Annotated in this window: 16 protein-coding genes and 1 pseudogene; 7 read left to right on the forward strand and 10 right to left on the reverse strand. The window is 36.7% G+C overall.

Annotated features, from left to right (window positions below; translation table 11 throughout):
• Positions 1 to 6: 6 nt before the first annotated feature.
• Positions 7 to 1,233, reverse strand: coding sequence for a threonine/serine ThrE exporter family protein (locus tag ACE1OF_RS13040; RefSeq protein WP_448895032.1), 1,227 nt, complete (start codon positions 1,231 to 1,233; stop codon positions 7 to 9).
• A gap of 86 nt (positions 1,234 to 1,319) precedes the next feature.
• Here ACE1OF_RS13040 and ACE1OF_RS13045 point away from each other — a divergent pair, with 86 nt between their 5' ends.
• A complete protein-coding gene (locus tag ACE1OF_RS13045) occupies positions 1,320 to 1,493 on the forward strand; it encodes a hypothetical protein (protein WP_448895034.1) in 174 nt (57 codons plus the stop codon).
• A 21-nt stretch (positions 1,494 to 1,514) separates the two neighbouring features.
• Here ACE1OF_RS13045 and ACE1OF_RS13050 read toward each other — a convergent pair whose 3' ends face one another.
• From ACE1OF_RS13050 to ACE1OF_RS13065, 4 genes are all read right to left on the reverse strand, one after another.
• A complete protein-coding gene (locus tag ACE1OF_RS13050) occupies positions 1,515 to 2,051 on the reverse strand; it encodes a DUF4389 domain-containing protein (protein WP_448895035.1) in 537 nt (178 codons plus the stop codon).
• A gap of 224 nt (positions 2,052 to 2,275) precedes the next feature.
• Positions 2,276 to 3,073 (reverse strand): NRDE family protein, encoded by a 798-nt coding sequence (locus tag ACE1OF_RS13055; RefSeq protein ID WP_448895036.1) that lies wholly within the window; start codon positions 3,071 to 3,073, stop codon positions 2,276 to 2,278.
• Between the two features lie 37 nt (positions 3,074 to 3,110).
• Positions 3,111 to 3,626: an S-ribosylhomocysteine lyase gene (gene luxS / locus ACE1OF_RS13060; protein WP_448895038.1), complete on the reverse strand. Its 516-nt coding sequence runs from the start codon at positions 3,624 to 3,626 to the stop codon at positions 3,111 to 3,113.
• 69 nt (positions 3,627 to 3,695) lie between these two features.
• Positions 3,696 to 4,043 (reverse strand): putative quinol monooxygenase, encoded by a 348-nt coding sequence (locus ACE1OF_RS13065; RefSeq protein ID WP_448895040.1) that lies wholly within the window; start codon positions 4,041 to 4,043, stop codon positions 3,696 to 3,698.
• 81 nt (positions 4,044 to 4,124) lie between these two features.
• Here ACE1OF_RS13065 and ACE1OF_RS13070 point away from each other — a divergent pair, with 81 nt between their 5' ends.
• The 3 genes from ACE1OF_RS13070 to ACE1OF_RS13080 all read left to right on the forward strand — a co-directional run bounded on the left by ACE1OF_RS13070 (position 4,125) and on the right by ACE1OF_RS13080 (position 8,701).
• Positions 4,125 to 4,553 carry a DUF3010 family protein gene (locus tag ACE1OF_RS13070; protein WP_448895042.1) on the forward strand — a complete coding sequence of 143 codons (429 nt, stop codon included), beginning with the start codon at positions 4,125 to 4,127 and terminating at the stop codon, positions 4,551 to 4,553.
• A gap of 137 nt (positions 4,554 to 4,690) precedes the next feature.
• Positions 4,691 to 6,679: a hypothetical protein gene (locus ACE1OF_RS13075; RefSeq protein ID WP_448895043.1), complete on the forward strand. Its 1,989-nt coding sequence runs from the start codon at positions 4,691 to 4,693 to the stop codon at positions 6,677 to 6,679.
• Between the two features lie 225 nt (positions 6,680 to 6,904).
• Positions 6,905 to 8,701 carry an acyl-CoA dehydrogenase C-terminal domain-containing protein gene (locus ACE1OF_RS13080; RefSeq protein WP_448895044.1) on the forward strand — a complete coding sequence of 599 codons (1,797 nt, stop codon included), beginning with the start codon at positions 6,905 to 6,907 and terminating at the stop codon, positions 8,699 to 8,701.
• 73 nt (positions 8,702 to 8,774) lie between these two features.
• On the opposite strand, the gene ACE1OF_RS13085 is transcribed toward ACE1OF_RS13080, so the two are convergent.
• The 5 genes and pseudogenes from ACE1OF_RS13085 to rpsT form a co-directional block, all read right to left on the reverse strand.
• Positions 8,775 to 9,275 carry a peroxiredoxin family protein gene (locus ACE1OF_RS13085; protein ID WP_448895045.1) on the reverse strand — a complete coding sequence of 167 codons (501 nt, stop codon included), beginning with the start codon at positions 9,273 to 9,275 and terminating at the stop codon, positions 8,775 to 8,777.
• An 88-nt stretch (positions 9,276 to 9,363) separates the two neighbouring features.
• Positions 9,364 to 10,998: a GMC family oxidoreductase gene (locus ACE1OF_RS13090; protein WP_448895047.1), complete on the reverse strand. Its 1,635-nt coding sequence runs from the start codon at positions 10,996 to 10,998 to the stop codon at positions 9,364 to 9,366.
• 70 nt (positions 10,999 to 11,068) lie between these two features.
• A pseudogene (locus tag ACE1OF_RS13095) lies at positions 11,069 to 12,595 on the reverse strand (methyl-accepting chemotaxis protein); the annotation flags it as partial.
• A 359-nt stretch (positions 12,596 to 12,954) separates the two neighbouring features.
• On the reverse strand, positions 12,955 to 14,670 hold the full coding sequence (locus ACE1OF_RS13100) for a dipeptidyl-peptidase 3 family protein (RefSeq protein ID WP_448895049.1): 1,716 nt from the start codon (positions 14,668 to 14,670) through the stop codon (positions 12,955 to 12,957).
• A 231-nt stretch (positions 14,671 to 14,901) separates the two neighbouring features.
• A complete protein-coding gene (gene rpsT / locus ACE1OF_RS13105; protein ID WP_448895051.1) occupies positions 14,902 to 15,162 on the reverse strand; it encodes a 30S ribosomal protein S20 in 261 nt (86 codons plus the stop codon).
• 307 nt (positions 15,163 to 15,469) lie between these two features.
• Here rpsT and murJ point away from each other — a divergent pair, with 307 nt between their 5' ends.
• From murJ to ileS, 3 genes are all read left to right on the forward strand, one after another.
• Positions 15,470 to 17,101 (forward strand): murein biosynthesis integral membrane protein MurJ, encoded by a 1,632-nt coding sequence (gene murJ / locus ACE1OF_RS13110; RefSeq protein WP_448895053.1) that lies wholly within the window; start codon positions 15,470 to 15,472, stop codon positions 17,099 to 17,101.
• Positions 17,102 to 17,363: 262 nt separating this feature from the next.
• A complete protein-coding gene (gene ribF, locus ACE1OF_RS13115) occupies positions 17,364 to 18,293 on the forward strand; it encodes a bifunctional riboflavin kinase/FAD synthetase (protein ID WP_448895054.1) in 930 nt (309 codons plus the stop codon).
• 59 nt (positions 18,294 to 18,352) lie between these two features.
• Positions 18,353 to 21,211, forward strand: coding sequence for an isoleucine--tRNA ligase (gene ileS, locus ACE1OF_RS13120; protein ID WP_448895056.1), 2,859 nt, complete (start codon positions 18,353 to 18,355; stop codon positions 21,209 to 21,211).
• Positions 21,212 to 21,314 lie beyond the last annotated feature (103 nt).

The following is a 21,314-nucleotide window of genomic DNA, read 5'->3' on the forward strand; positions in this document are numbered from 1 at the left end:
TCAGCATTAAAGGGTTTTTCTATGAGGCAGAGCAACATTAGAAAATATAATACCAGCAACTAACGACATAAAAATTAAAAATGTTTGTGAGCCTAAATCGGTAACATCCAGCATTTGTTGTCCTGATACCAAGCTGTTTAGTCCAATATAAACTTTACTTCCTGGAACCAACACAACCATACCCAATAATCGTACGATGGATGACGGTAAATTCATAATACGAGAGAATAAATTACTGTAAATACCTAACGCAAAGGCCCCGACAAAGGCACCTAACGCAACCCCTAAATAGCTGCTAGCCCAAATGCTAACACCAAATGATATATAGCCTGCAATCATACCCCAAGGAGCATCTTTTAAGCGTACCTTGAACAATATAACTAAAGAAATAGTTAACGTTGTTACTGCAAGCCATGAAGTCCATATAGGCATAGTTTCAGGAGGTACAAAGCTTACGTCACCCCAAATGAGTTTTCCAAAGGCCATGCCTAAGACTGCGCCAAAGTAAATTTTAAAAAGCACCATGATACTATCCATAATGCGCGCTGTTCCTGACATTAAATGGCGGGCTGCTAATTCAGATAAACCTACGGTTAATGACAGTCCAGGGATAAATGCAATGATGCTAGACAGAATAACCATGGGGATGTTGATGCTAGGGTCAAACAATGAAATAAAGGAAGCTAACATTGAGGTGGTAATTGCGGCAATTGGCTCAAGCATTTCAGTAACACGGCGTGAATGTTCTGCCCAGACCACAAAAATAAAGACGATAAAACCTAAAATGGTTGACCAAAAAACATCATGCCAACTGGTATGCATTAACATGGCAAAGGCACCGCTCGACGCACCAAAAGCTAAAAAGGTTAAAAAAGCGCCGTAAGGCGGGGGCTTTGCATTGACTTCTTTTAACCGTGCAATAGCTTCCTCTAAGGTTCTTTCACCATTGATTAATTCGTCTACCAATTCATCAATGCGTGCTAAAGAGCCTAAATCTATCTCTCCTGGAGTCACTCGCATTAAGTGGTTATATTGTTGATCGTCTTCATCGTCTGATAAAATAAAAGTTAATGCGGTAGGAGTGATAATAAAAGAAGCACGAAGATCTAAAAAATGCGCGATAGAAAGTAAATTATCTTCTAAACGATAGGCAGTAGAGCCTAGCTTGTGCAGGGCTTTGCCAAGCTCAATAATAAATCGACGTTTCTGATAAAAGTCATCGGCATGTTTCATATAGGGTACAATAAATAAGGGGAGAATCAAACTTGTATGCTATGTTAATGTATTTTTAGCATTTGTAAATTTTTTCAGGGAAAAATATGACTTTATTAATAATTCTTGCGTGCGTATTTGGTGTGGTTGCGTTAATGGTTATTTTAGGAGAACGATTTGGGAAACCAATGAGTGAGGAGCAGCAAGCAAAGTTTAGTAAGGCGAGTTGGATTTTAGTCTTTGTTTTGTTACTTGCTGCAATTGTTAAAGAGTTAATTTAGTATTATATCAATTATATTAAGCTACTTAGGTGTAGATTCCTCTACGCCACAATCTGGCCAGTCAGCAAAAGGAAAAGGGTATACTTCTGAATTAACGGTTAAGAACTGATTAATTTGGTATTGATAGGTATTCAAATTTTGACCGAATTTTACCAAAGGCAAATTTGGTTTTTCTGACAGCAATAATGAAAAAAATTGAAAAACAGCGATCAATGTTATCCCTAAACGAACAAAACCCGCGACAAATCCGTAACCTAACATAGCAATACCACGTTTTATTACATTTTTATTGTGCCAAGTTTTTTCAGTATCTGTATCAGACATAGGCTCATTAAGCTCCTCACTGTTGTCAGTATACTGCTGTTGTGTTGATTCACTTTTAGTTGATTGACTATGAGTGTTTGTTTCATCCTGAACAGTGTTTTCTTGTTGCTCGTTATTTTTAGTGCTAGGTTTAACGCTGCTTTCAATATTATTTTCTACGGGAGTTTTATTTTCAGAATCAGCATTTTGGGTAGGATCTTGTTGTGATGTAAATTTGTTGTCATCGTTATTCATACTACTTTCCTTTTAAAATATTGGTTTGAGCTTTCGTTACAAAGAAATAATAGCAAAGAAGATGCCATTGAAAATATTATTGTTTTTCAGTGTGTTATTTGATTTCCTATAAGATTAATGAAGGTGGTAAACTAATATTTGGTTATTTTGAATAAAATTTAGTCTTTTTGATAAACGGATTTGTTTGACAAAATCATTAATAAATTTAGGGTAAGTAATTTGATCTATGTAATTTGGTTGATAGAGGGGGGGATCATAAAGCTTTGTTCATGACTGCATTTACCTTCCACATTATAACTTCTGTCATACACGGTAATATTTCCATGGTTATCCTGAATAATGATATTGGTTGTGCGCGTGCCATATTCGGGCGAAACAATAAAAATTGAACTGAGTTTTTGTTCCCAGTTTAATGGTAAACCTGTACTTGGTAAGGTTTCTACTGGTGCTTGTTGGTTGTTTTGCATGATGGCAAATAAATCATTAATGGGGAGAGGATTTTCTGCATTGGCACTAAGTTTAATAGTGTTGGTAAGTTGCTGTTGTCCTAAAGCCATTTTGGGCCAAACATCATCAAGAGCGCCGTTGCACAAGCTATGAAAGCCAGAGGTTAACACCTGCGTTTTTTGGGAAACACTGTCAAAACAAGTTAACTTATTGAGTTGCCCAAAGACGATATTAAAACCGTTATACAGATGAGCGGATTCATTTAGTTGAACAGATATTTTTTGATCTGTTTTAACTAAAGCTTGCAGTACTAAATCACCACGAGATTTTTTATTTTTATCAAGAAGTTGTGGCTGACGAAAATTAGTTAATGCGCTAAATCGTCCTTGTTGACTTAAACCTAGCCAAGTGCCACCTGCTTGCAGGTCTTTGCCTGCTAGCATAGGACTTTGAGTCTCATGAACAGGCCACCAATGCATCATTTGTGTAGGGCGTTGATGAAATTCATCACGATTAGCACAAATGACCACTGGGTACTTGGGGTGTTGGTTAATAGCAAAAAATAAAATACACATGCTTATTTAGCTTAGCGCTTTAATTCAATTATGATATTTAGTGTGCCAGTTGCTTCAGTTGCTCTTCGCTTAATAAAATATCTTCGTTGTAATTAATACCAACACCTTGCTCAATAACTAATGAAGCTGTTTCTTTAGCTTGCTCTAATGAGTGCATTACTGCGGTGCCACATTGATGTAAATTCAGTTCAGGAATTTCATCTTGACTGGTAACCTCTAAAACATCTTGCATTGATTTAAGCCATGCGTCAGCGACTTGTTGTTCTGTAGGTGTACCAATCACACTCATATAAAAGCCCGTACGACAGCCCATAGGTGATAAATCAATAATCTCAATATTATCACTGTTAAGGTGCTGACGAATAAACCCTGCGAAAAGATGTTCAAGGGTATGAATAGATTTTTCGCTAATGATTTCCATGTTGGGTTTACAAAAACGTAAATCAAATACGGTAATATTATCACCGCTTGGTGTACTCATTTTCTTAGCTACACGTACCGCAGGGGCATTCATGATTGTGTGATCTACGGTAAAACTGTCTAATAATGGCATAGTAATTCTCTTGAAACGTTACTTAAAAGTTAACAGAAGGGGATTTTATCATATTCATGTCGCTTGTGACTAATAAACTGGCGCGTCATAATTAACGCCTTCATCACTGTAGGCTGTTACGATAACATCAGCCACTAAGCCATTCGGGTTACTGACTTCATTTTCAAAAAATTGTTGTATTTGTTGACGACGACCATGCGCAGTCCAATCTGCAGCGGTTGCCCAAATTTCATTAAAAACAATTGTATGCTTATTGTTTGTTGCGCTTTCGTGCGCTATTTGTCTGGTAACCGTGTATTGAATACAGCCTTGTTCGCGATAAGAATCTGGTTCTAGTGCTTTTAAGGTGTCGAAAAGCGCTTGTTCCTTGCCCGCTTTAGGCTGAAATTGTGCTAAAACATAAACGCGTTGTGTCATGCTGTCTCCGAATATAAAAATTGTGAAAAAAAAGAATGATTAAGTATATAATGTATTCACTTAGTTTAAAGAGATTTTTTCATGAAAGCATGCGGTGTAGAGATAAAAAGTAATGAAGCCATAATTTGTATTATGTCAAAAGAGAATAATTTGTATGATATTCCTCATACACGGGTTCAAAAGGTTAGTTTAGATAATGCGGGGGATGCAGAGCAAGTGCAGAAGTTTCAGTTTACCTTTGCCAAATTAATGGAAGATTACCAGGTAACTCATGTCGTTATTAGAGGTAGAGCGCTAAAAGGTAAGTTTGCTGGCGGCCCTATAGGTTTTAAAGTTGAAGCAGCTATTCAGTTGATCAAAGAATTACAGGTTGAAATTCTTGCGGGAAGCTTTATCAAAAAAGAATTAGCCAAAAGCCAAATTGATATCGATTTTCGAGATACAGGGCTAAAGCAGTATCAAGAACAAGCATTTGAAACCGTTTTTGCTTATTTAGAAGGCATAAAATAGTGTTCTTATTGCAATACTATGTTAGCTTTTGCTATTAAACTGAATGAAAATAACAGTATTAAATTAATTATTATTGGGTGTTTACTTTAGGTCTTAACTTTAGGTCTTAACTTTAGGTGTTATCTTTAGGAATTGTTATGAAGGAACCGATGTGTCAACTCTATAAGGCATTATTACTGCTTATAGTTATTATGCTGCAAGCATGTGGTGGATCAGATAATGAAGTCGTTTTGTCTATTTCTGCTGATCTTAATGAGGCTCACTTTACTAATGAGATTTTACAGGAATCAACGAGTACCATTGCGATAGAAGTGAACTTTGTCGGTGAGGGATTATTGGTTGGTTATGCACCTGATGAGACTCCAGTTGGTTGGTTAGAATATCGCACCGAAAATGTTACAGACACTTCAGCAACGATATATATAGATGTTGTTAATGCACAGCTTTATGCTGCTGATACCTACACTACAACGTTACGTTTAGCGACAAGTAATGAAGATTTGACCCAATTTTCCTCGCATGATATTGAGGTTTCATTATTAGTATGGGAGCTGGCCGTTGACACCCAGAAAGTAAAATATAATGGAACTTTTGGGGTTGAAAACCTGCCTTCTCAACGTATCACTATTGCCAGCGAAGTTAGTGAGTGGACAGCTACTACTGACGTTGATTGGTTGTCATTAGACATAACCTCTGGCAGTGGCGAGACAGAAATTGAAGTAACTCCTGATGTTACTTCATTTACAAGCCCAGGTTTACAACAAGGTAATATTGTTTTAACTGAAATAGCATCGGGTGATACTAAATTGGTTCCTGTTGAGTTGGCGCTTGATAATATCTACATGTTAGCCGAACAACCCAGCATTTCATTAGCTTCAACCAGTGCTATTTCAGCATTAGAAAGAGTTATAACAATTAGCAATAATAGCGCACAAACAATTGAATGGCTGGCATCTACAGAGGCAAATTGGCTAACTTTAACTCCAATTAATAACACCCAATTAATGATTACTGCTGATCCAGCAGCTGCCCCAATGAATGCAAGCTCTTTAGCCCAAGTAACTATTGCTGCTAGTGAAAAAACAGGTGTTGTGAGTGAAACGATTAATGTTAATTTTTACAATAGTGATTTGGTTGTTGAAAATACAGTATTAGAAAGTTTAGAAATTAATAGCAATGAAATACTTCCCTCGCCATTATTTCCTAAATTTTATGTTGCGGTGGACAATCAATTAAAAACTTATCATCAGTACACTGGGACACTTGAATCCACGTTAACTGTTTCACCTGAAAACACAGTGTTAGAACAGTTAATTATGCATCCTGCAGGTGATTATTTATTAGCAAAAGCCGTTGAAACCGTGATTAATCCAGAAGATGAAACGACTTCTGAATTGGTTCATCGTTATAAAGTAAATCTTGCTGATAATATTATTACTGAAATAGTTGATAGCAATGTTTTATCTGAGCCTACCGATATAGTTAGACTTTTAGGTCGCTACTTCGTTATTACACAAGTATTAGAATTTGCAGACGAAAACCTACAAGTATTATTTTGGGATGGGGCTAATGCTTTTTTGGCTAGTGAAATTGATGTTGCTGCACAAAAAAATACACTGTTTGCGTTAGATTACGATGCGGCAAGCATTAAACGATACATGCCAGAAGTTAATGACTTTGGCGATGATAAAATTTCAGTTTCGTTAACACATGAATATCGCCCTAGATTATTGCCTGAAGGCAAACGTATTATTGATTTTATGGTCTCTGATGATGAACAAAATATTTATGCAATTAGTGAGTCTAGTGAGTGGATTAGTTTTGATGGTGATGATTTTGTGGACAATGGTTTACTCGAAGCGAGTACTAGCGTAGTGACGTTATTTTTGGAAAAAAACAATGCAGGTAATCCAAATTATTTAAGATTTAATGGCTCTAACGCGCTTGGGTTTTATTTAGCGACTTATGGTGAAAATCAAAATGTTACTTCAACAACTTATACACAAGGTAGGCTGCCAACACGTATTAAATTGTCAGCTGATGCTCAGCGTTTATTTATTAATGTTGATGCTTCTACTGACGAAACGCTTGAATCTCAAGTTGAGGTTGTAACAATATTACCATAGTGCTCTGTCTTTCCTCGGGCTTGTAATAAGCTATTTATAAAAGATAAAAAAGGAGCATTTTCGCTCCTTTTTTGCTTTTACTTCTACACTAATACAGAAACTTTCAAAAAATTTCTTTTAAAAATACTAGGAACATGATTTAATCAAACACCTGTTTGAAAGTCTGACCACTGACCAGTTGTGTTGATTTTCGTAAAACAACTCAATTAATTATTGGAGAACCCTATGCCAGAATATAAAGCGCCGATTAGAGACATGAAGTTTGTCATGCAAGAATTACTTGATTGTGATAGCCACTATCAAAAATTAGGTTATGAAGATGCTAGCCTTGATATGGTTGACGCTATTATCAGTGAAGCAGCGAAATTTACTGAACAAGTAATAGCCCCAATAAATCAAAGTGGTGATGCGCAAGGCTGTACATGGAACGACGGTGTTGTAACAACACCTGACGGCTTTAAAGAAGCTTACCAACAATATGTGGAAGGTGGTTGGCCAACATTATCTCAATCAGAAAAATTTGGCGGTCAAGGTTTACCGCATTCATTAAATATTGCTATTGGTGAATTAACATCAGCAGCTAACCACAGTTTTGCTATGTACCCTGGCTTAAGTCACGGTGCATTAGCAACCATTGAGGCCCATGGTAGCGAATTGCAAAAAAATACCTTTATGCCTAAATTAGTTGAAGGCTCGTGGACAGGCACCATGTGTTTAACGGAGCCGCATTGTGGAACTGACTTAGGCATGTTACGTACAAAAGCAGAACCTAATGATGATGGTAGCTATTCACTAACAGGAACCAAAATTTTTATTTCAGCGGGTGAGCATGACTTATCTGACAATATTGTACATATTGTTATTGCTAGAATTCCTGGCTCTCCAGAAGGTAGCCGTGGTATATCACTCTTTATTGTACCTAAATTTAACGTAACAGAAGCTGGCGAAGTGAGTGATAGAAACGCTGTTTCTTGTGGATCAATTGAACACAAAATGGGGATCAATGCTAATGCAACGTGTGTTATTAACTTTGATGGTGCTAAAGGTTATTTAATTGGTGAAGTAAATCGTGGTTTAAACTGTATGTTTACGTTTATGAATGCGGCGCGTTTAGGAGTTGCTTCTGAAGGTGTTGCAGCAGCAGAAGCGTCATTCCAAGGGGCTTTAGCTTATGCAAAAGACCGTTTGCAAATGCGTTCTTTGTCAGGTGTTAAAAATCCAGATGGCCCTGCAGATGCTATTATTGTTCATCCTGATGTTCGTCGTATGTTGTTAACACAAAAGTCGATTGCTGAAGGTGGTCGTGCGTTAATTGGTTATTTAGCGCAATTAGTTGATATTGGTCACGCAAGTACTGATGAAACAGAAAAAGCCAATGCGGAAACCAAAATGGCGCTGTTAACACCAATTGCAAAAGCGTTTTTAACTGAACTTGGGCTAGAGTGTACTAGCCATGGTGTTCAAGTGTTTGGTGGCCACGGCTTTATTAAAGAGTGGGGCATGGAACAGTTGATGCGCGATACTAAAATTAGCTGCTTGTATGAAGGCACAACAGGTATTCAAGCGCTTGATTTATTAGCACGTAAAATTTTAGGTTCTAAAGGTGCGATATTAAAACCTTTTGGTGCTGAAGTAACCGCATTTTGCGTTGAAAATGCAGGTAATGAAGCGATGCAAGAGTTCATTCAACCTATAATGACCTTTGGTGGTGATTGGCAAAAAATGACTGAAACGTTAGGCTTGAAAGCGATGCAAAACCCTGATGAAGTAGGTGCTGCGTCAGTGGACTACTTGATGTATTCTGGTTATTTAACACTGGCTTATTTTTGGGCGAAAATGGTTAAAGTAGCGCAAGATAAATTGGCAGCTGGTGATGATGATAAAGCATTCTATGAAGCTAAAATTAAAACCGCACGATTCTATTTTCAACGTATTTTACCAAGAGCTAATGGTCATGCCGCTTGTGTAGCAAATGGTGCTAATTCAATGATGGCGCTTGATGCTGATGACTTTGTTTTTTAGTTATTAACAGAGAGTTATAAATATAAAGAGGGAAGTAATTTACTTCCCTTTTTTGTGACTAGCAATCAGATAATTATGGCTTAATTATCTCTTCAACCGCTAACACTAGTTTAGGGTTATTAATATCGGAGCTTGTTGATTTGTAAATAGCTTTACCTTGGCGATTAATAAAAAAAGTTGTTGGTGTGCCTCTTACACCGTATAACATGGCGACGGATTCACCATTTACAGCGGTGATAAAGTGATAACCTCGGGCATTTATTTCATTTTGAGGTCGCGCATCTTCATCTTCGTTAAAACTAATGGCGATTAGCTTTATACCTGACTTTTGATATTTTTCTTCAAGCGCCACTAATTTAGGTTGAAGCTTCTTACAATAGGGGCACCAAGTGGCCCAAAAGTGCAAAATAATGGGTTTACCTTGATAATCACTGAGTGAGATGTTCTCGCCATTTTGAGTGTGTAATTGCCAGGCTGGCGCGGTTGGATAATCAGTAGCATTAGCGCTAAATCCCCACATTATGCAGATTAACAGAAGATATCGCGCTGATTTTAGAAGTGTTAAAATTTTCATCTTTAGTCTTTAGCAAGGGAGTGTTTACTATATGACCTGAATACTGAGAATTATATTACAATCAGATTACTGTATGTTAATACTTCGCTTAGTTTGCGTATTCAGCCAAAATAACGTCAGCAACTTTAGCTGCAATCATGATCGTTGGTGCATTAGTGTTGCCGCTAATGAGCGTTGGCATAATAGAAGCGTCTATAACACGTAAATTTTGAATACCATGTACTTTTAAGTTGTTGTCTACAACGGCCATGTCATCATTACCCATCTTGCAAGTACCTACTGGGTGGTAAATAGTATTGGCTTTGTTTCTCAAAAAGGCCAAAATATCTTCGTCACTTTGTGTTTGTTCACTAGGAAATATTTCTTTGCCATTGTTTTTACTTAAGGGGGCTTGAGCTAAAATTGATCGGGCAATTTTAACTGCTTGGATCATATCTTTTTGATCATCTTCGTGGTCAAGCATGTTTAACGTGATTTTAGGGTGTAAGTTTGCTTTATTACCATACAAGGTTACACTACCTCGGCTTTTAGGGCGCAATAGACACGTGTGAATTGATACGCCATAGTTTAGTAACATTTTTAAGTTTCGACCATGGTTATCAAAGGCTGCAGGAATAAAGTGTAACTGTAAGTCGGGTCTTGACAAGTTAGGTTTTGACTTAATAAAACCGCCAGATTCTGCTACTACAGACGTTAAAATACCACTGCGTTTTTTCTCCGCGGGTGTTTTATTTAATGATAATGGAAAGTACTTCAATGCTTGTTTGAATAGCCACCACGCTGCTTTAGGGCGGATTGCCAGTAAATCATCGCGCTTGTGATGCGTCACTATAACGGTATCAGGGTGATCTTGGAGATTTTGCCCAACACCGGGTAATTCATGTACTAAAGCAATATCATGTTTAGTTAATTCATCCGCTGGACCGATGCCTGATAGCATTAAAAGTTGTGGAGAATTGAAAGCCCCAGCACTTAATAAGACTTCTTTTTTAGCGAAAATATTATGTTTTTTTCCTTTGCTTTTATAACATACGCCTGTGGCCACTTTATCGTTAACTAGTATTTTTTGTACATGCGCATCGGTAATAACGGTTAAATTACTGCGATGTAAATTAGGCGTTAAAAAGGCTTTAGCGGCACTGCAACGTTGACCATTTATTTGAGTTACTTGATAATAACCAACGCCCTCTTGACTCTCGCTATTGAAGTCATTATTCAATGGGTAGCCAGCCTGCTGAGCTGATGAGATGAAACTATCATGAACAGGTGGTTTTGACGATGAATCTGCAACGTTCAAAGGGCCATTTGTGCCATGAAATTCATCTTCACCGCGCTCTTGATGTTGCGTGCTTTTAAAGTAGGGTAATACGTCTTCAAAAGACCAGCCTTCATTACCGAGATCACGCCAATGGTCGTAATCTTCTTTTTGGCCGCGAATGTATAACATGGCATTAATTGAACTACTACCGCCTAACATTCTTCCTCTTGGGTTAAATATTCTGCGATTGCTTTGTGTTGGCTCTGGCGCGGAGTTAAATTGCCAATTAAGGATTTTATCCTTCATTAATTCAATAATGCCTAGCGGCATATGAATACTCCAGTGTTTGTCTTTAGGACCTGATTCTAATAAACAAATTTGATACTGACCACAAGCTGATAACTTGTCTGCTAAAACACAACCCGCTGAGCCGCCGCCAATAATGATAAAATCAAAGTTATTCATTGAAAACCTTTAAAATTCAGAAGTAACAAGTCTGACCACTATGAAGTAATTAGGTTAATTTGACAATAATTTATTTACTATCAAATTGCTGAATTAAGTTATGGAGTATGTTTAATTCTTGTAATAAATTCTGGCTCAGCGTTTGGGTTTTCTTTCCCTCTTCAGCACCCGTATTTGCTATGTTTTGTATTTTATTTGTGTTGTCATTAATTTGTTCGGTAACGACAGATTGTTCTTCAACCGAGGAAGCTACTTGATAATTAATGGTAGATATTTTATCTACTTCTGTATCAATGTCTTGTAAGCTTTGGTCAGTATTATTGGCTAAGTTAACGCACTCATCCACCAGCTTGATACCATCATTAATAGCTTCAATAGCTTGTAGTGACTCTTGGTTTAATGATGCCAATGTTTTACTTATTTCTTCTGTTGATTGCTGTGTCCATTGTGCCAAGGCTCTTACTTCATCTGCAACCACCGCAAATCCTCGGCCTTGTTCGCCTGCTCGGGCGGCTTCAATTGCAGCATTAAGTGCTAGTAAATTAGTTTGATCTGCTATTGAGCTAATTTCATTTGAAATTGCTGATATTTCATGTGAACGCTCTGCGAGTTTTCCTATAACGGCTTCAACACTTGTTAATTGTGAAGATAAAGACTGGATTGAGTTAATTGTTCTTTTTACGGCTTGAACTCCAATTTTACTTAATTCTTTTCCTTGGGTTGAAGCATCGCTAGCATCAAAAACTGAAACGCCAACTTCATTAATAGCGATTTTCATTTGATTCATTGCTGTAGCTACTTGCTCTACTTCTAGGCTTTGTTCATCGAGAATATTCGTTATGTGGGTACCATTGTTCGCGGTTTCTTGAGCGATGTTATTTACATTAAGGCTTAAGTCAGTTACTCGTCCTATAATGGCATTCAATTCAGCTTTTCGCATATTTAGTGCTAAGTTGATATGACCTAATTTATCGGTGGAACCACTATAAATGTAACTCATTAGTGGGTTGTTAAATACTTTTTCTGATTTAGCTATTATTTTTTTATAGCCAATTCGCCAACGTGAAAATAGTATCAAGGTAAAAAGCGTTAATATTAATAATGGGATAGAAGCAAATAAGTTAATTGAGGTAGTAAAAATAAAAGTGAGAATAGATAAGGAAATAATTATAAGCAGGTGTTGTACATATAATGTAATGTCAATGGTGCCTAGTTTTAGTAACCAAGGGAGGTGGTTGTTATTTATTTGTTGGTATGTCTTTTCCGCCCGTTTTTTAGTGTTTTCATCAAGTTTGGTTCTTATCGATTGATACTCAGTAATGTCACCATTCTTTTCCTTAATGGGGGTAACGTAAGCATTAACCCAATAATGATCACCATTTTTACAGCTATTTTTTACAGGCCCCATCCAAGAGTGGCCTGTTTTAATTGTTGACCACAAATCAGCAAAAGCCGCTTTAGGCATATCATCATGACGTACAATATTATGACCATGACCAATTAATTCTTCACTGGAGTATCCAGCTATTTGACAAAAATCATTGTTGGCGTAAGTAACACGCCCTTTTATATCAGTGGTCGATAATAAAATTTGGTTAGTAGCGAAGGTTTGCTCTTTACCTGTGTTCTTTGATTTACTTTTTGTCATTTGAAAATTCTCATTAGAACATGTGTGATAAACTCCGATGCATACTAATGTTTTTACTTTTGTGGGACGTTGATTTGTATCAATTTTCTACAAAAATTTGAGGCTTAATTCATCATATAAGCACTTTGTTATTGTGGTTAAATATAATGCTTACTGGAAAGGTGATGGTTTCTAAATATGTTAGATTAGAGGCTAATGTTTAATTATGATATATTTATTAGTAAGTATATTATCATTACCTAGGTAGTATTGATTATCTATCAATGTAAAAAAGGTGTGAGTTATTCACACCTTTGCTCTTGGTATGTTTATAAGCCAAGCACTTTCTTACCTTGCTTAAATACAATATCTACAGGAATATTCGCTGAAGTTAACTTAGCAAGATCTGATTTTAAATTAGCATTTATTAGCCCTTTTTCAGCAACTAATTTTGCTACGCCTTCATAATCACCATTACCTTGTAATGTTAAAATAAGTTTTGAAAGAGAATCAATGGCTTTGCCCATTTTCTCCATGTTTACACTATAGAGACCTTGTTCATTTCGCTCAAATGCTCCTTGCTCTTGGAAATAATTAAAGCGAACCATATTAGCTTTACCGTGTGCTGAGCTTGCACCAAAACGAACTGAACGGAATATGCCAGCCATGAAAGTGGTATAGTACTCTTCTAGTTTACCTTCTGTTATAGCGCCTTTTTCGAGTAATTGACGTATCATGTATAAACCAAGAATATCAGCTTTACCCTCTTCCAAAGCACTTGCATGCTCTTTTAATGATTGGCGAACTGTTCCTTTATTATTTAAGGTGTTTTTTATACCTAAACCGTGAGCAACTTCATGGAACATAGTGTTTGCAAAAAAACCAGTAAAGGTAACGTTTTTACGTTGTTCAGGCACAATTAAGGTATTTGCAATAGGTAACATGATGGTGTCAAACTTAGCACGCATCGCATTTTTAAGCTGTAATCGGCGTGTGCCTTTTTTTAATTGTACTTGTTCGTCATTAGGTAAGTTTATGGCAATAGTTTTGCTGCCCGCATTAGAATGGCCGCCATAATAAATGACATCGTAAGCATTTAAGTCGGCATCAGAACCCGGTACTTCAGCTTTATATTTTTTAGGAACGGGTAGCTCTTTTTGTAGTTCTGGTAAATATTGTGCGTATTTCGCTAGTTTTTCACTCCATGATAAATCTTTAATTAATACATAGGCTTCAAAAGCAGCTCTATAGCCGTATAATTGATCTTCATAGGTTTCAATCGGACCAATAACGATATCAATAGGATTATTCTTCATGTCCATCCACGCAAAGTCAGATGCTTGGTATTCATCAGTGCGTAACGCTTTAGCACGCATATTCAGATAATTGGCAAATTCTTTATCGTCTGCAAAGGTTGCCGCTTTTTCTAATATGGCGGCAGCTCGGTTAATTTCATCACTGTATAATTCAGAATAAGCAATTGTTATAAGTTGTCCTTCGTCATTACGAGAAATGATAGAATATAATCCGTCTTTATTGGCTAACGTAGATTGTTCAAACTCTGCTTTAGTCATGTCTTTAGGATAAAATTCTGCACCATGTGCTTTCTCATTATTCGGTGTTAAAAAAACTTTATCTCCGTCGAGTCTATCCCATGGACCGTAGTTTATTTCTGCAAAACGACGAACCTTTTCATCTGTAATTGATGCTAAAAAGGCTTTTTTATTTTGTGGAAAAGCTTGTTGCCAAAACAAATCATCCATAATTTTAGAGGCATCAATGAGTAAAGCTAACATTTTCTTTTGGTTATCAGATAGGCGACTTAAATCAGCTGAAAGTGTTACTTCTTTATAAATATCTAATCGATTTGTAAACTCAGGAATTAATTGAGGTGAGCGCTGAATATTTTTTTCATAAGCGGCTTTTGTGGTATTTGTTGTGGTTGGTTCATTATTGCATGCGGTCAGTGTGGCCATTGCAGTTAATACAATAGCTGCAATTTTGCTGCGTTTTAGCTTAAGTTGACTTGTTTTTAAAAAAATCATTGTCGTTCTCAATAGTTATTGGTTTTATTTCTGGCAATGAGACTAAAAAAAATTACTGAAAAGTGCAATAGCATTGGTAAATAAAAAATGACTAAAGTGTAAACCTATCGTTAAAACTTGTTAAAAGTGAATATTTTGATATAAAAAAACCGACATTAAGTCGGTTTTTACGTTTACCTAACAGGTAATCATATTATTTCATAAAAATGAACATTACTTTATAAGTTGAAATTATAAAGCTTTAACTGCTGCATTTAAACGGCTCTTACTACGAGCAGCTTTGTTTTTATGAATAAGACCTTTACTTGCGTAACGATCTAAAATTGGTGTTGCAGCAGCTAATTCTTTCGATGCTACTTCTTTGTCACCAGCTTCAATAGCTGCGATTACTTTTTTTACTAAAGTACGCATCAATGAGCGACGACTTGCATTATTTTGACGGCGCTTTTCAGATTGTGTAGCGCGCTTCTTAGCTTGCTTTGAGTTAGCCAAGGTGAACTCCTAAAGTGTGTAATATGTAAGCTTAAATTTAAGGCGACAAAATATGCCTGTTTTCTAGCTTATTGTCAAATGATTTAATTGCTTTGTCACAAAATACCTAATAAAAATTTATAATAAAAAGTATAGAGAAAGCAACTATAAGGAATATCGTTGGTATTACTAAGTTTTATTATTTAACCAAGTAAACCAAGTATGTTGTGAACGTTGCAAGTATACATTGTTTAAATAGGTAAAATCATCACATAATAGTAATTATTTTTTTGTGCGACTTTTAGCATGACATAAGAAGGGTTTTTTTTTGAGTAAAAAGTTAATTAAATCAGGTTTGATTGTGAGTGCGATGACCTTGATTTCTCGTGTTTTAGGATTAGTTCGCGATGTAGTTATTGCTAATGTGATGGGTGCAGGTGTCATGGCAGATGTATTTTTATTTGCCAACAAAATTCCTAATTTTTTTAGACGTCTTTTTGCAGAAGGTGCTTTTGCGCAGGCTTTTGTTCCTGTATTAAGCGAGTATCATACGCGAGATGAAAAAACAGCTTTAATTAACCGTAATAACAATAAAAATGTAATTGAAGAAGAACAAGTAATTTCTCTTGATGAAACACGACGATTAATTGCACAGGTTTCAGGCACTTTAGGCGTTGTCATTACCTTGGTAACACTTTTTGGTATGTTAGCATCGCCCTTGTTTGTTATGTTGTTCGGTGGTGGTTGGTTTTTAGATTGGCTAAATAATGGCTCAGCCAGTGTTGGCGGAGAAAAATTTGAATTAGCAGCAAGTTTGTTAAAAATCACTTTTCCTTATTTATGGTTTATTAGTTTTACTGCGCTTGCTGGTGCTGTATTAAATACACTAGGGCAGTTTGCTGTTGCTGCTTTTACTCCTGTATTGCTCAATATTGCCATTATTTTAATGGCTATTTATGGGGCTGAATACACACAAAGCCCTGCGTATGCTTTAGCTTGGGGAGTTTTTTTAGGGGGATTAATTCAATTTTTGTTTCAAATACCGTTTTTGTTTAAAGCAAATGTTTTAGTCAAGCCGTGTTGGTCTTGGCATAGTCAAGGCGTGACCAAAATTCGAAAATTGATTGTGCCTGCATTATTTGGTGTTTCTGTTACACAGATTAATTTATTACTGGATACTTTAATTGCTAGTTTCTTAATTACAGGCTCTATTAGTTGGCTTTATTATGCTGATAGATTGTTAGAGTTTCCGTTGGGGTTATTCGGGATTGGTATTGCTACCGTTGTGTTACCCAGTTTATCAAAGTTACACAGTAAGAACGATCCTAAGCAATTTAGTGCTACCCTCGATTGGGGAATTAAAGTTATTAGTCTATTCGGTTGGCCTGCATTGGCTGGGTTAATGGTGTTAGCACAACCAATTATTATGGTACTTTTTATGCGAGGTGAGTTTAGCCAAACAGACGTGTTACAAGTGTCTATGGCTTTATTTGCTTACCTTTCTGGCCTATTAAGTTTTATGTTTATTAAAGTATTAGCACCAGGATATTATGCGAGACAAGATACAAAAACACCTGTGAAAATAGGTATTAAAGCAATGGTCGCTAATATGATTTTTAATTTAATGTTAGCGCCATTTTTTGGTTATGTGGGCTTGGCAATAGCGACAACTATGTCGGCAACCTTAAATGCTTGGATGTTATACAGAGGTTTAAAGCAGGCTAATATCTATCACATTTCAATTAATACTAAAATATTTATTGGCAAGTTAATGCTTGCCGCGAGCGTAATGGCTGCTGTTGTTTATCAATTATCTGCAGATTTTAAAGTTTGGCTTTCAATGGCTTTTTTAGAGCAAATATTTCAGCTGGTGCTTTGTATTAGTGTTGGCTGTTTGAGTTACTTTATTATGATTTTTTTGCTTGGTATTCGGTTGGGTGACTTTAAAGTAAAAAGTTGAAATGAATACCAATCTAAAAGTCTAAAAAAAAATGGCTGAAGTACTGATTATTATTGCGCTTTAATATATAATTCGGCGATTTATTTTTATAAACAGTCAATATAAAGTTTTTTGCTTTTCGCTTAGTGCTGTAATTAATGCAGCTAGTTCGCGGTATACATAAATATTCAGCTTTAAAAATAGTTGTGGCGTATCTGGCCCTTATTTATGTGTAAATAGTCGCTGTTCAAATTTTGATTGTTACAAGGTGATTTAAATAGTAATGCAGTTAGTTCGCGGTATACATAATATTCAGCCTGAAGATCATGGCTGTGTATTAACTATTGGTAATTTTGATGGTGTTCACAAAGGGCATCAGCGAGTTATTTCTGCCTTAGTAGCAAAAGCAAAAGCGCTAAATTGTGTGGCTGCTGTGTTAGTATTTGAACCTCAACCACAAGAGCTTTTTGCACCAGACAAAGCGCCCGCAAGGCTGTGTCGTTTACGTGATAAATATGCGCTTTTGGCTGAATTAGGTGTGCAACGGTTAATTTGTGTTAATTTTACGCGAAAGTTTGCTAGTCAAAGCGCAGAAAAATTTATAGAAAACCTATTGGTTGAAAAGTTGGGGATTAAGCATTTAATTGTTGGCGATGATTTTCATTTTGGTAAAAATCGCAGAGGCGATTTTACTATGTTGACTGAAGCGGGAAAACATTTTGGCTTTGAGGTTACCGATACCGCTAGTTGTAAAATGGCCAATTGTCGGATTAGCAGCACAGCGATAAGAGAAGCGTTAGAGCATGACAACTTAACTGTTGTAGAAAACATGCTAGGTAGGCCTTATTCAATTATTGGTAAAGTGTTTCATGGAGATAAGCGTGGTCGACAATTAGGTTTTCCAACTGCCAATGTGTTATTGAAAAGACAAAAGTCTCCTTTAAATGGTGTTTTTGCCGTAAAAGTGAAAACAATAAATGGCACTTTTAACGGTGTTGCCAATATTGGAGCTAGGCCAACTATTAACGGTGCTAGGCAACAATTAGAAGTTCATATTTTTAACTTCAACAACGACATATATGGCCAATGTATTGAAGTGGTTATTAAGAAAAAGCTTCGTCAAGTGATGAAGTTTGATAGCTTAGCAGCGTTAACAGCACAAATTAAGTTAGATAGTGAGCAAGCGAAACAAGTATTAAACTGTATGAAATAATGTAAGTTAGGCAATTGTCTGACAATTTGAACAAATAAAACAACCGGATAATGATTTTAATGAGTGATTATAAACAAACCTTAAACTTGCCAGCAACATCCTTTGCGATGAAAGGCAACATGGCAAACCGTGAACCTAACATGCTCAAAGAATGGGCCGCTAAAGACTTGTACGGAAAAATTCGTGCTGCAAAAAAAGGTAAAAAATCATTCATTTTGCATGATGGCCCTCCGTACGCTAATGGGAGTATTCATTTAGGTCATGCAGTAAATAAAATATTAAAAGATATTATTGTTAAGTCAAAAACATTGTCAGATTTCAACTCGCCTTACGTACCCGGCTGGGATTGTCATGGTTTGCCAATTGAATTAATGGTTGAGAAAAAAGTAGGTAAGCCAGGCCATAAAGTGACTGCTGCTCAGTTTCGTCAAAAATGTCGTGAATATGCAATTAAGCAAGTTGATGGCCAACGAGAAGATTTTAAACGTTTAGGTGTATTTGCAGATTGGGATAAACCTTATTTAACCATGGACTTTAATACCGAAGCTAATATTATTCGTGCATTAGGTAAAATTGCTGAAAACGGTCATTTACAACAAGGTTTTAAACCTGTGCATTGGTGTACAGATTGTGGTTCTGCTTTAGCCGAAGCTGAAGTTGAATACAAAGATAAGCATTCACCTGCCATTGATGTGAAATTTGATATTAATGAGGAAAGTGTTGCAGATAAGTTTTCTCATCCCGAAGGTCATACGGGGTCAGGTCAGATGGGCATGGTTATTTGGACAACTACACCGTGGACATTACCTGCAAACCGTGCGGTTTCAGTAAATGCCGATGTTGAATATACCTTGGTACAATGTGAAACTTTACCACAGGGCGAGGCTGGAAAATTACGCTTAGTTATCGCGTCTGATTTAGTTACCTCGTGTATGGATAGATTTGGTATTGATAAGTACCATGCATTAGGGTTTTGTAAAGGTAGTGAATTAGAATTAGTTCAATTACAACATCCTTTTTATGACTTTACTGTTCCTGTTATTTTGGGTGACCACGTTACCACAGACTCAGGTACTGGTTGTGTTCATACTGCGCCTGGTCATGGTGTTGACGATTTTGTGGTAGGCAAACAATATAACTTAGAAGTAGCTAATCCTGTAGGCGCTAATGGTGTTTATCTTGAAGATACACCTTTGTTTGCAGGGCAACATGTGTTTAAAGCGAATGCAAGTGTTGTTGAAGTGCTAAAAGAGAAAGGCGCATTAGTGCACCATCATGCCTTTGAACATTCTTATCCGCATTGTTGGCGTCATAAAACCCCGATTATTTTTCGTGCGACGCCACAGTGGTTTATCGCGATGGATAAAAAAGGTTTGCGTAGTGACTCATTAAAAGAAATTGAAAAAACTCAATGGATCCCCGATTGGGGTCAAAGCCGTATTGAAAAAATGGTTGAAGGTCGACCAGACTGGTGCATTTCACGTCAACGTACTTGGGGGGTGCCTATTGCTTTATTTATTCATAAAGATACTGGGGCCTTGCATCCTCGTAGTATTGAGCTTATTGAAGAAGTTGCTCAGCGTGTTGAAAAAGAAGGCATTCAAGCTTGGTTTGATTTAGAAGCAAATGAGCTTATTGGTGATGATGCTGATGAGTTTATTAAAGTTCCTGACACCCTAGATGTTTGGTTTGATTCTGGTACAACACATTATTCAGTGATTAATGCCCGAGAAGAATTTGATGATATTGCTGACTTATATCTTGAGGGTTCAGATCAACATCGTGGTTGGTTTATGTCATCAATGATGTCATCTGTTGCTATGACGGGCAAAGCACCTTATAGGCAAGTACTTACACATGGCTTTACCGTTGATGTAAATGGCCATAAAATGTCTAAATCATTAGGTAACGTGGTAACACCATCTGAAATAACTAATAATTTAGGTGCTGATATTTTACGATTATGGACAGCGTCGGTTAACTATACGCAAGAAATTACGGTGTCAGATGAAATATTTAAACGTCAAGCAGATGCGTATCGTCGTATTCGAAATACATCACGTTTCTTACTTTCAAACTTAAATGGATTTGAGCCAGCACAACATTCTGTTGCTTTTGAAGATATGGTGGCGTTAGACCGTTGGGTAGTAGATAAAGCAGCACATTTACAAGCAGAAATTATTAATGCTTATAATGAATATGAATTTCATGTTGTCGTTCATAAATTAATGAACTTCTGTACAACAGAGCTTGGTGGCTTCTATTTAGATATTATTAAAGATAGACAATACACAGCTAAAGCTGATTCAAATGCTCGTCGTTCATGTCAAACTGCAATGTACTTAATTGCCGAAGCAATGACGGCTTGGATGGCGCCAATATTATCTTTTACTGCACAAGAAATTTGGCAAGCATTACCAACACCTGCAACGGGTGAACGTGATGAGTTTGTTTTCACAGGTGTTTGGTTTGACGGTTTAGTAACTATGCCCGCTGATACAGTATTAGGAAACGACTACTGGAGCGAATTATTATTGGTTCGAACAGAAGTTAATCGTGCGTTAGAACTTGCTCGTAAAGAAAAAATAGTAGGCAAAGCGTTAGAGGCACAAATCACTTTATATGCCACCGCAAATTTAGCTGAAAAATTAACGCAATTAGGTGAAGAGTTACGTTTTGTGCTAATTACCTCAAAAGCCAGTGTTGAAGTAGTTACAGGTGAAGGGCAAGTTCCTGCAGGTGTAGAATCCACAGATGTTGATGGCTTATGGTTATCCGTTTCAGCAGCAGAAGGCAAAAAATGTGAGCGTTGTTGGCATGTAACTGAAGATGTGGGTAGTCACGAAACGCATCCTGAGCTTTGTGCGCGTTGTATTACGAATGTTGATGGTGAAGGCGAACTTCGAAAATATGCTTAAATAACTTTTGTTCTTAGCTATTTTTCTGCAATAACGGGGTAGAATGTACTCACCTATAGTCATAGGCTTCGTGCATTCTTCTTGCTCTTGCAGTAAATGACTT

The sequence above is a fragment of the Colwellia sp. E150_009 genome (assembly GCF_053543955.1).

Bases quoted from the DNA above. Each gene is read 5' to 3' on its own strand.
- ACE1OF_RS13040 (WP_448895032.1), bottom strand. From the start codon at position 1,233: ATGAAACATGCCGATGACTTTTATCAGAAACGTCGATTTATTATTGAG.
- ACE1OF_RS13045 (WP_448895034.1), top strand. From the start codon at position 1,320: ATGACTTTATTAATAATTCTTGCGTGCGTATTTGGTGTGGTTGCGTTA.
- ACE1OF_RS13050 (WP_448895035.1), bottom strand. From the start codon at position 2,051: ATGAATAACGATGACAACAAATTTACATCACAACAAGATCCTACCCAA.
- ACE1OF_RS13055 (WP_448895036.1), bottom strand. From the start codon at position 3,073: ATGTGTATTTTATTTTTTGCTATTAACCAACACCCCAAGTACCCAGTG.
- luxS (WP_448895038.1), bottom strand. From the start codon at position 3,626: ATGCCATTATTAGACAGTTTTACCGTAGATCACACAATCATGAATGCC.
- ACE1OF_RS13065 (WP_448895040.1), bottom strand. From the start codon at position 4,043: ATGACACAACGCGTTTATGTTTTAGCACAATTTCAGCCTAAAGCGGGC.
- ACE1OF_RS13070 (WP_448895042.1), top strand. From the start codon at position 4,125: ATGAAAGCATGCGGTGTAGAGATAAAAAGTAATGAAGCCATAATTTGT.
- ACE1OF_RS13075 (WP_448895043.1), top strand. From the start codon at position 4,691: ATGAAGGAACCGATGTGTCAACTCTATAAGGCATTATTACTGCTTATA.
- ACE1OF_RS13080 (WP_448895044.1), top strand. From the start codon at position 6,905: ATGCCAGAATATAAAGCGCCGATTAGAGACATGAAGTTTGTCATGCAA.
- ACE1OF_RS13085 (WP_448895045.1), bottom strand. From the start codon at position 9,275: ATGAAAATTTTAACACTTCTAAAATCAGCGCGATATCTTCTGTTAATC.
- ACE1OF_RS13090 (WP_448895047.1), bottom strand. From the start codon at position 10,998: ATGAATAACTTTGATTTTATCATTATTGGCGGCGGCTCAGCGGGTTGT.
- ACE1OF_RS13100 (WP_448895049.1), bottom strand. From the start codon at position 14,670: ATGATTTTTTTAAAAACAAGTCAACTTAAGCTAAAACGCAGCAAAATT.
- ribF (WP_448895054.1), top strand. From the start codon at position 17,364: ATGCAGTTAGTTCGCGGTATACATAATATTCAGCCTGAAGATCATGGC.
- ileS (WP_448895056.1), top strand. From the start codon at position 18,353: ATGAGTGATTATAAACAAACCTTAAACTTGCCAGCAACATCCTTTGCG.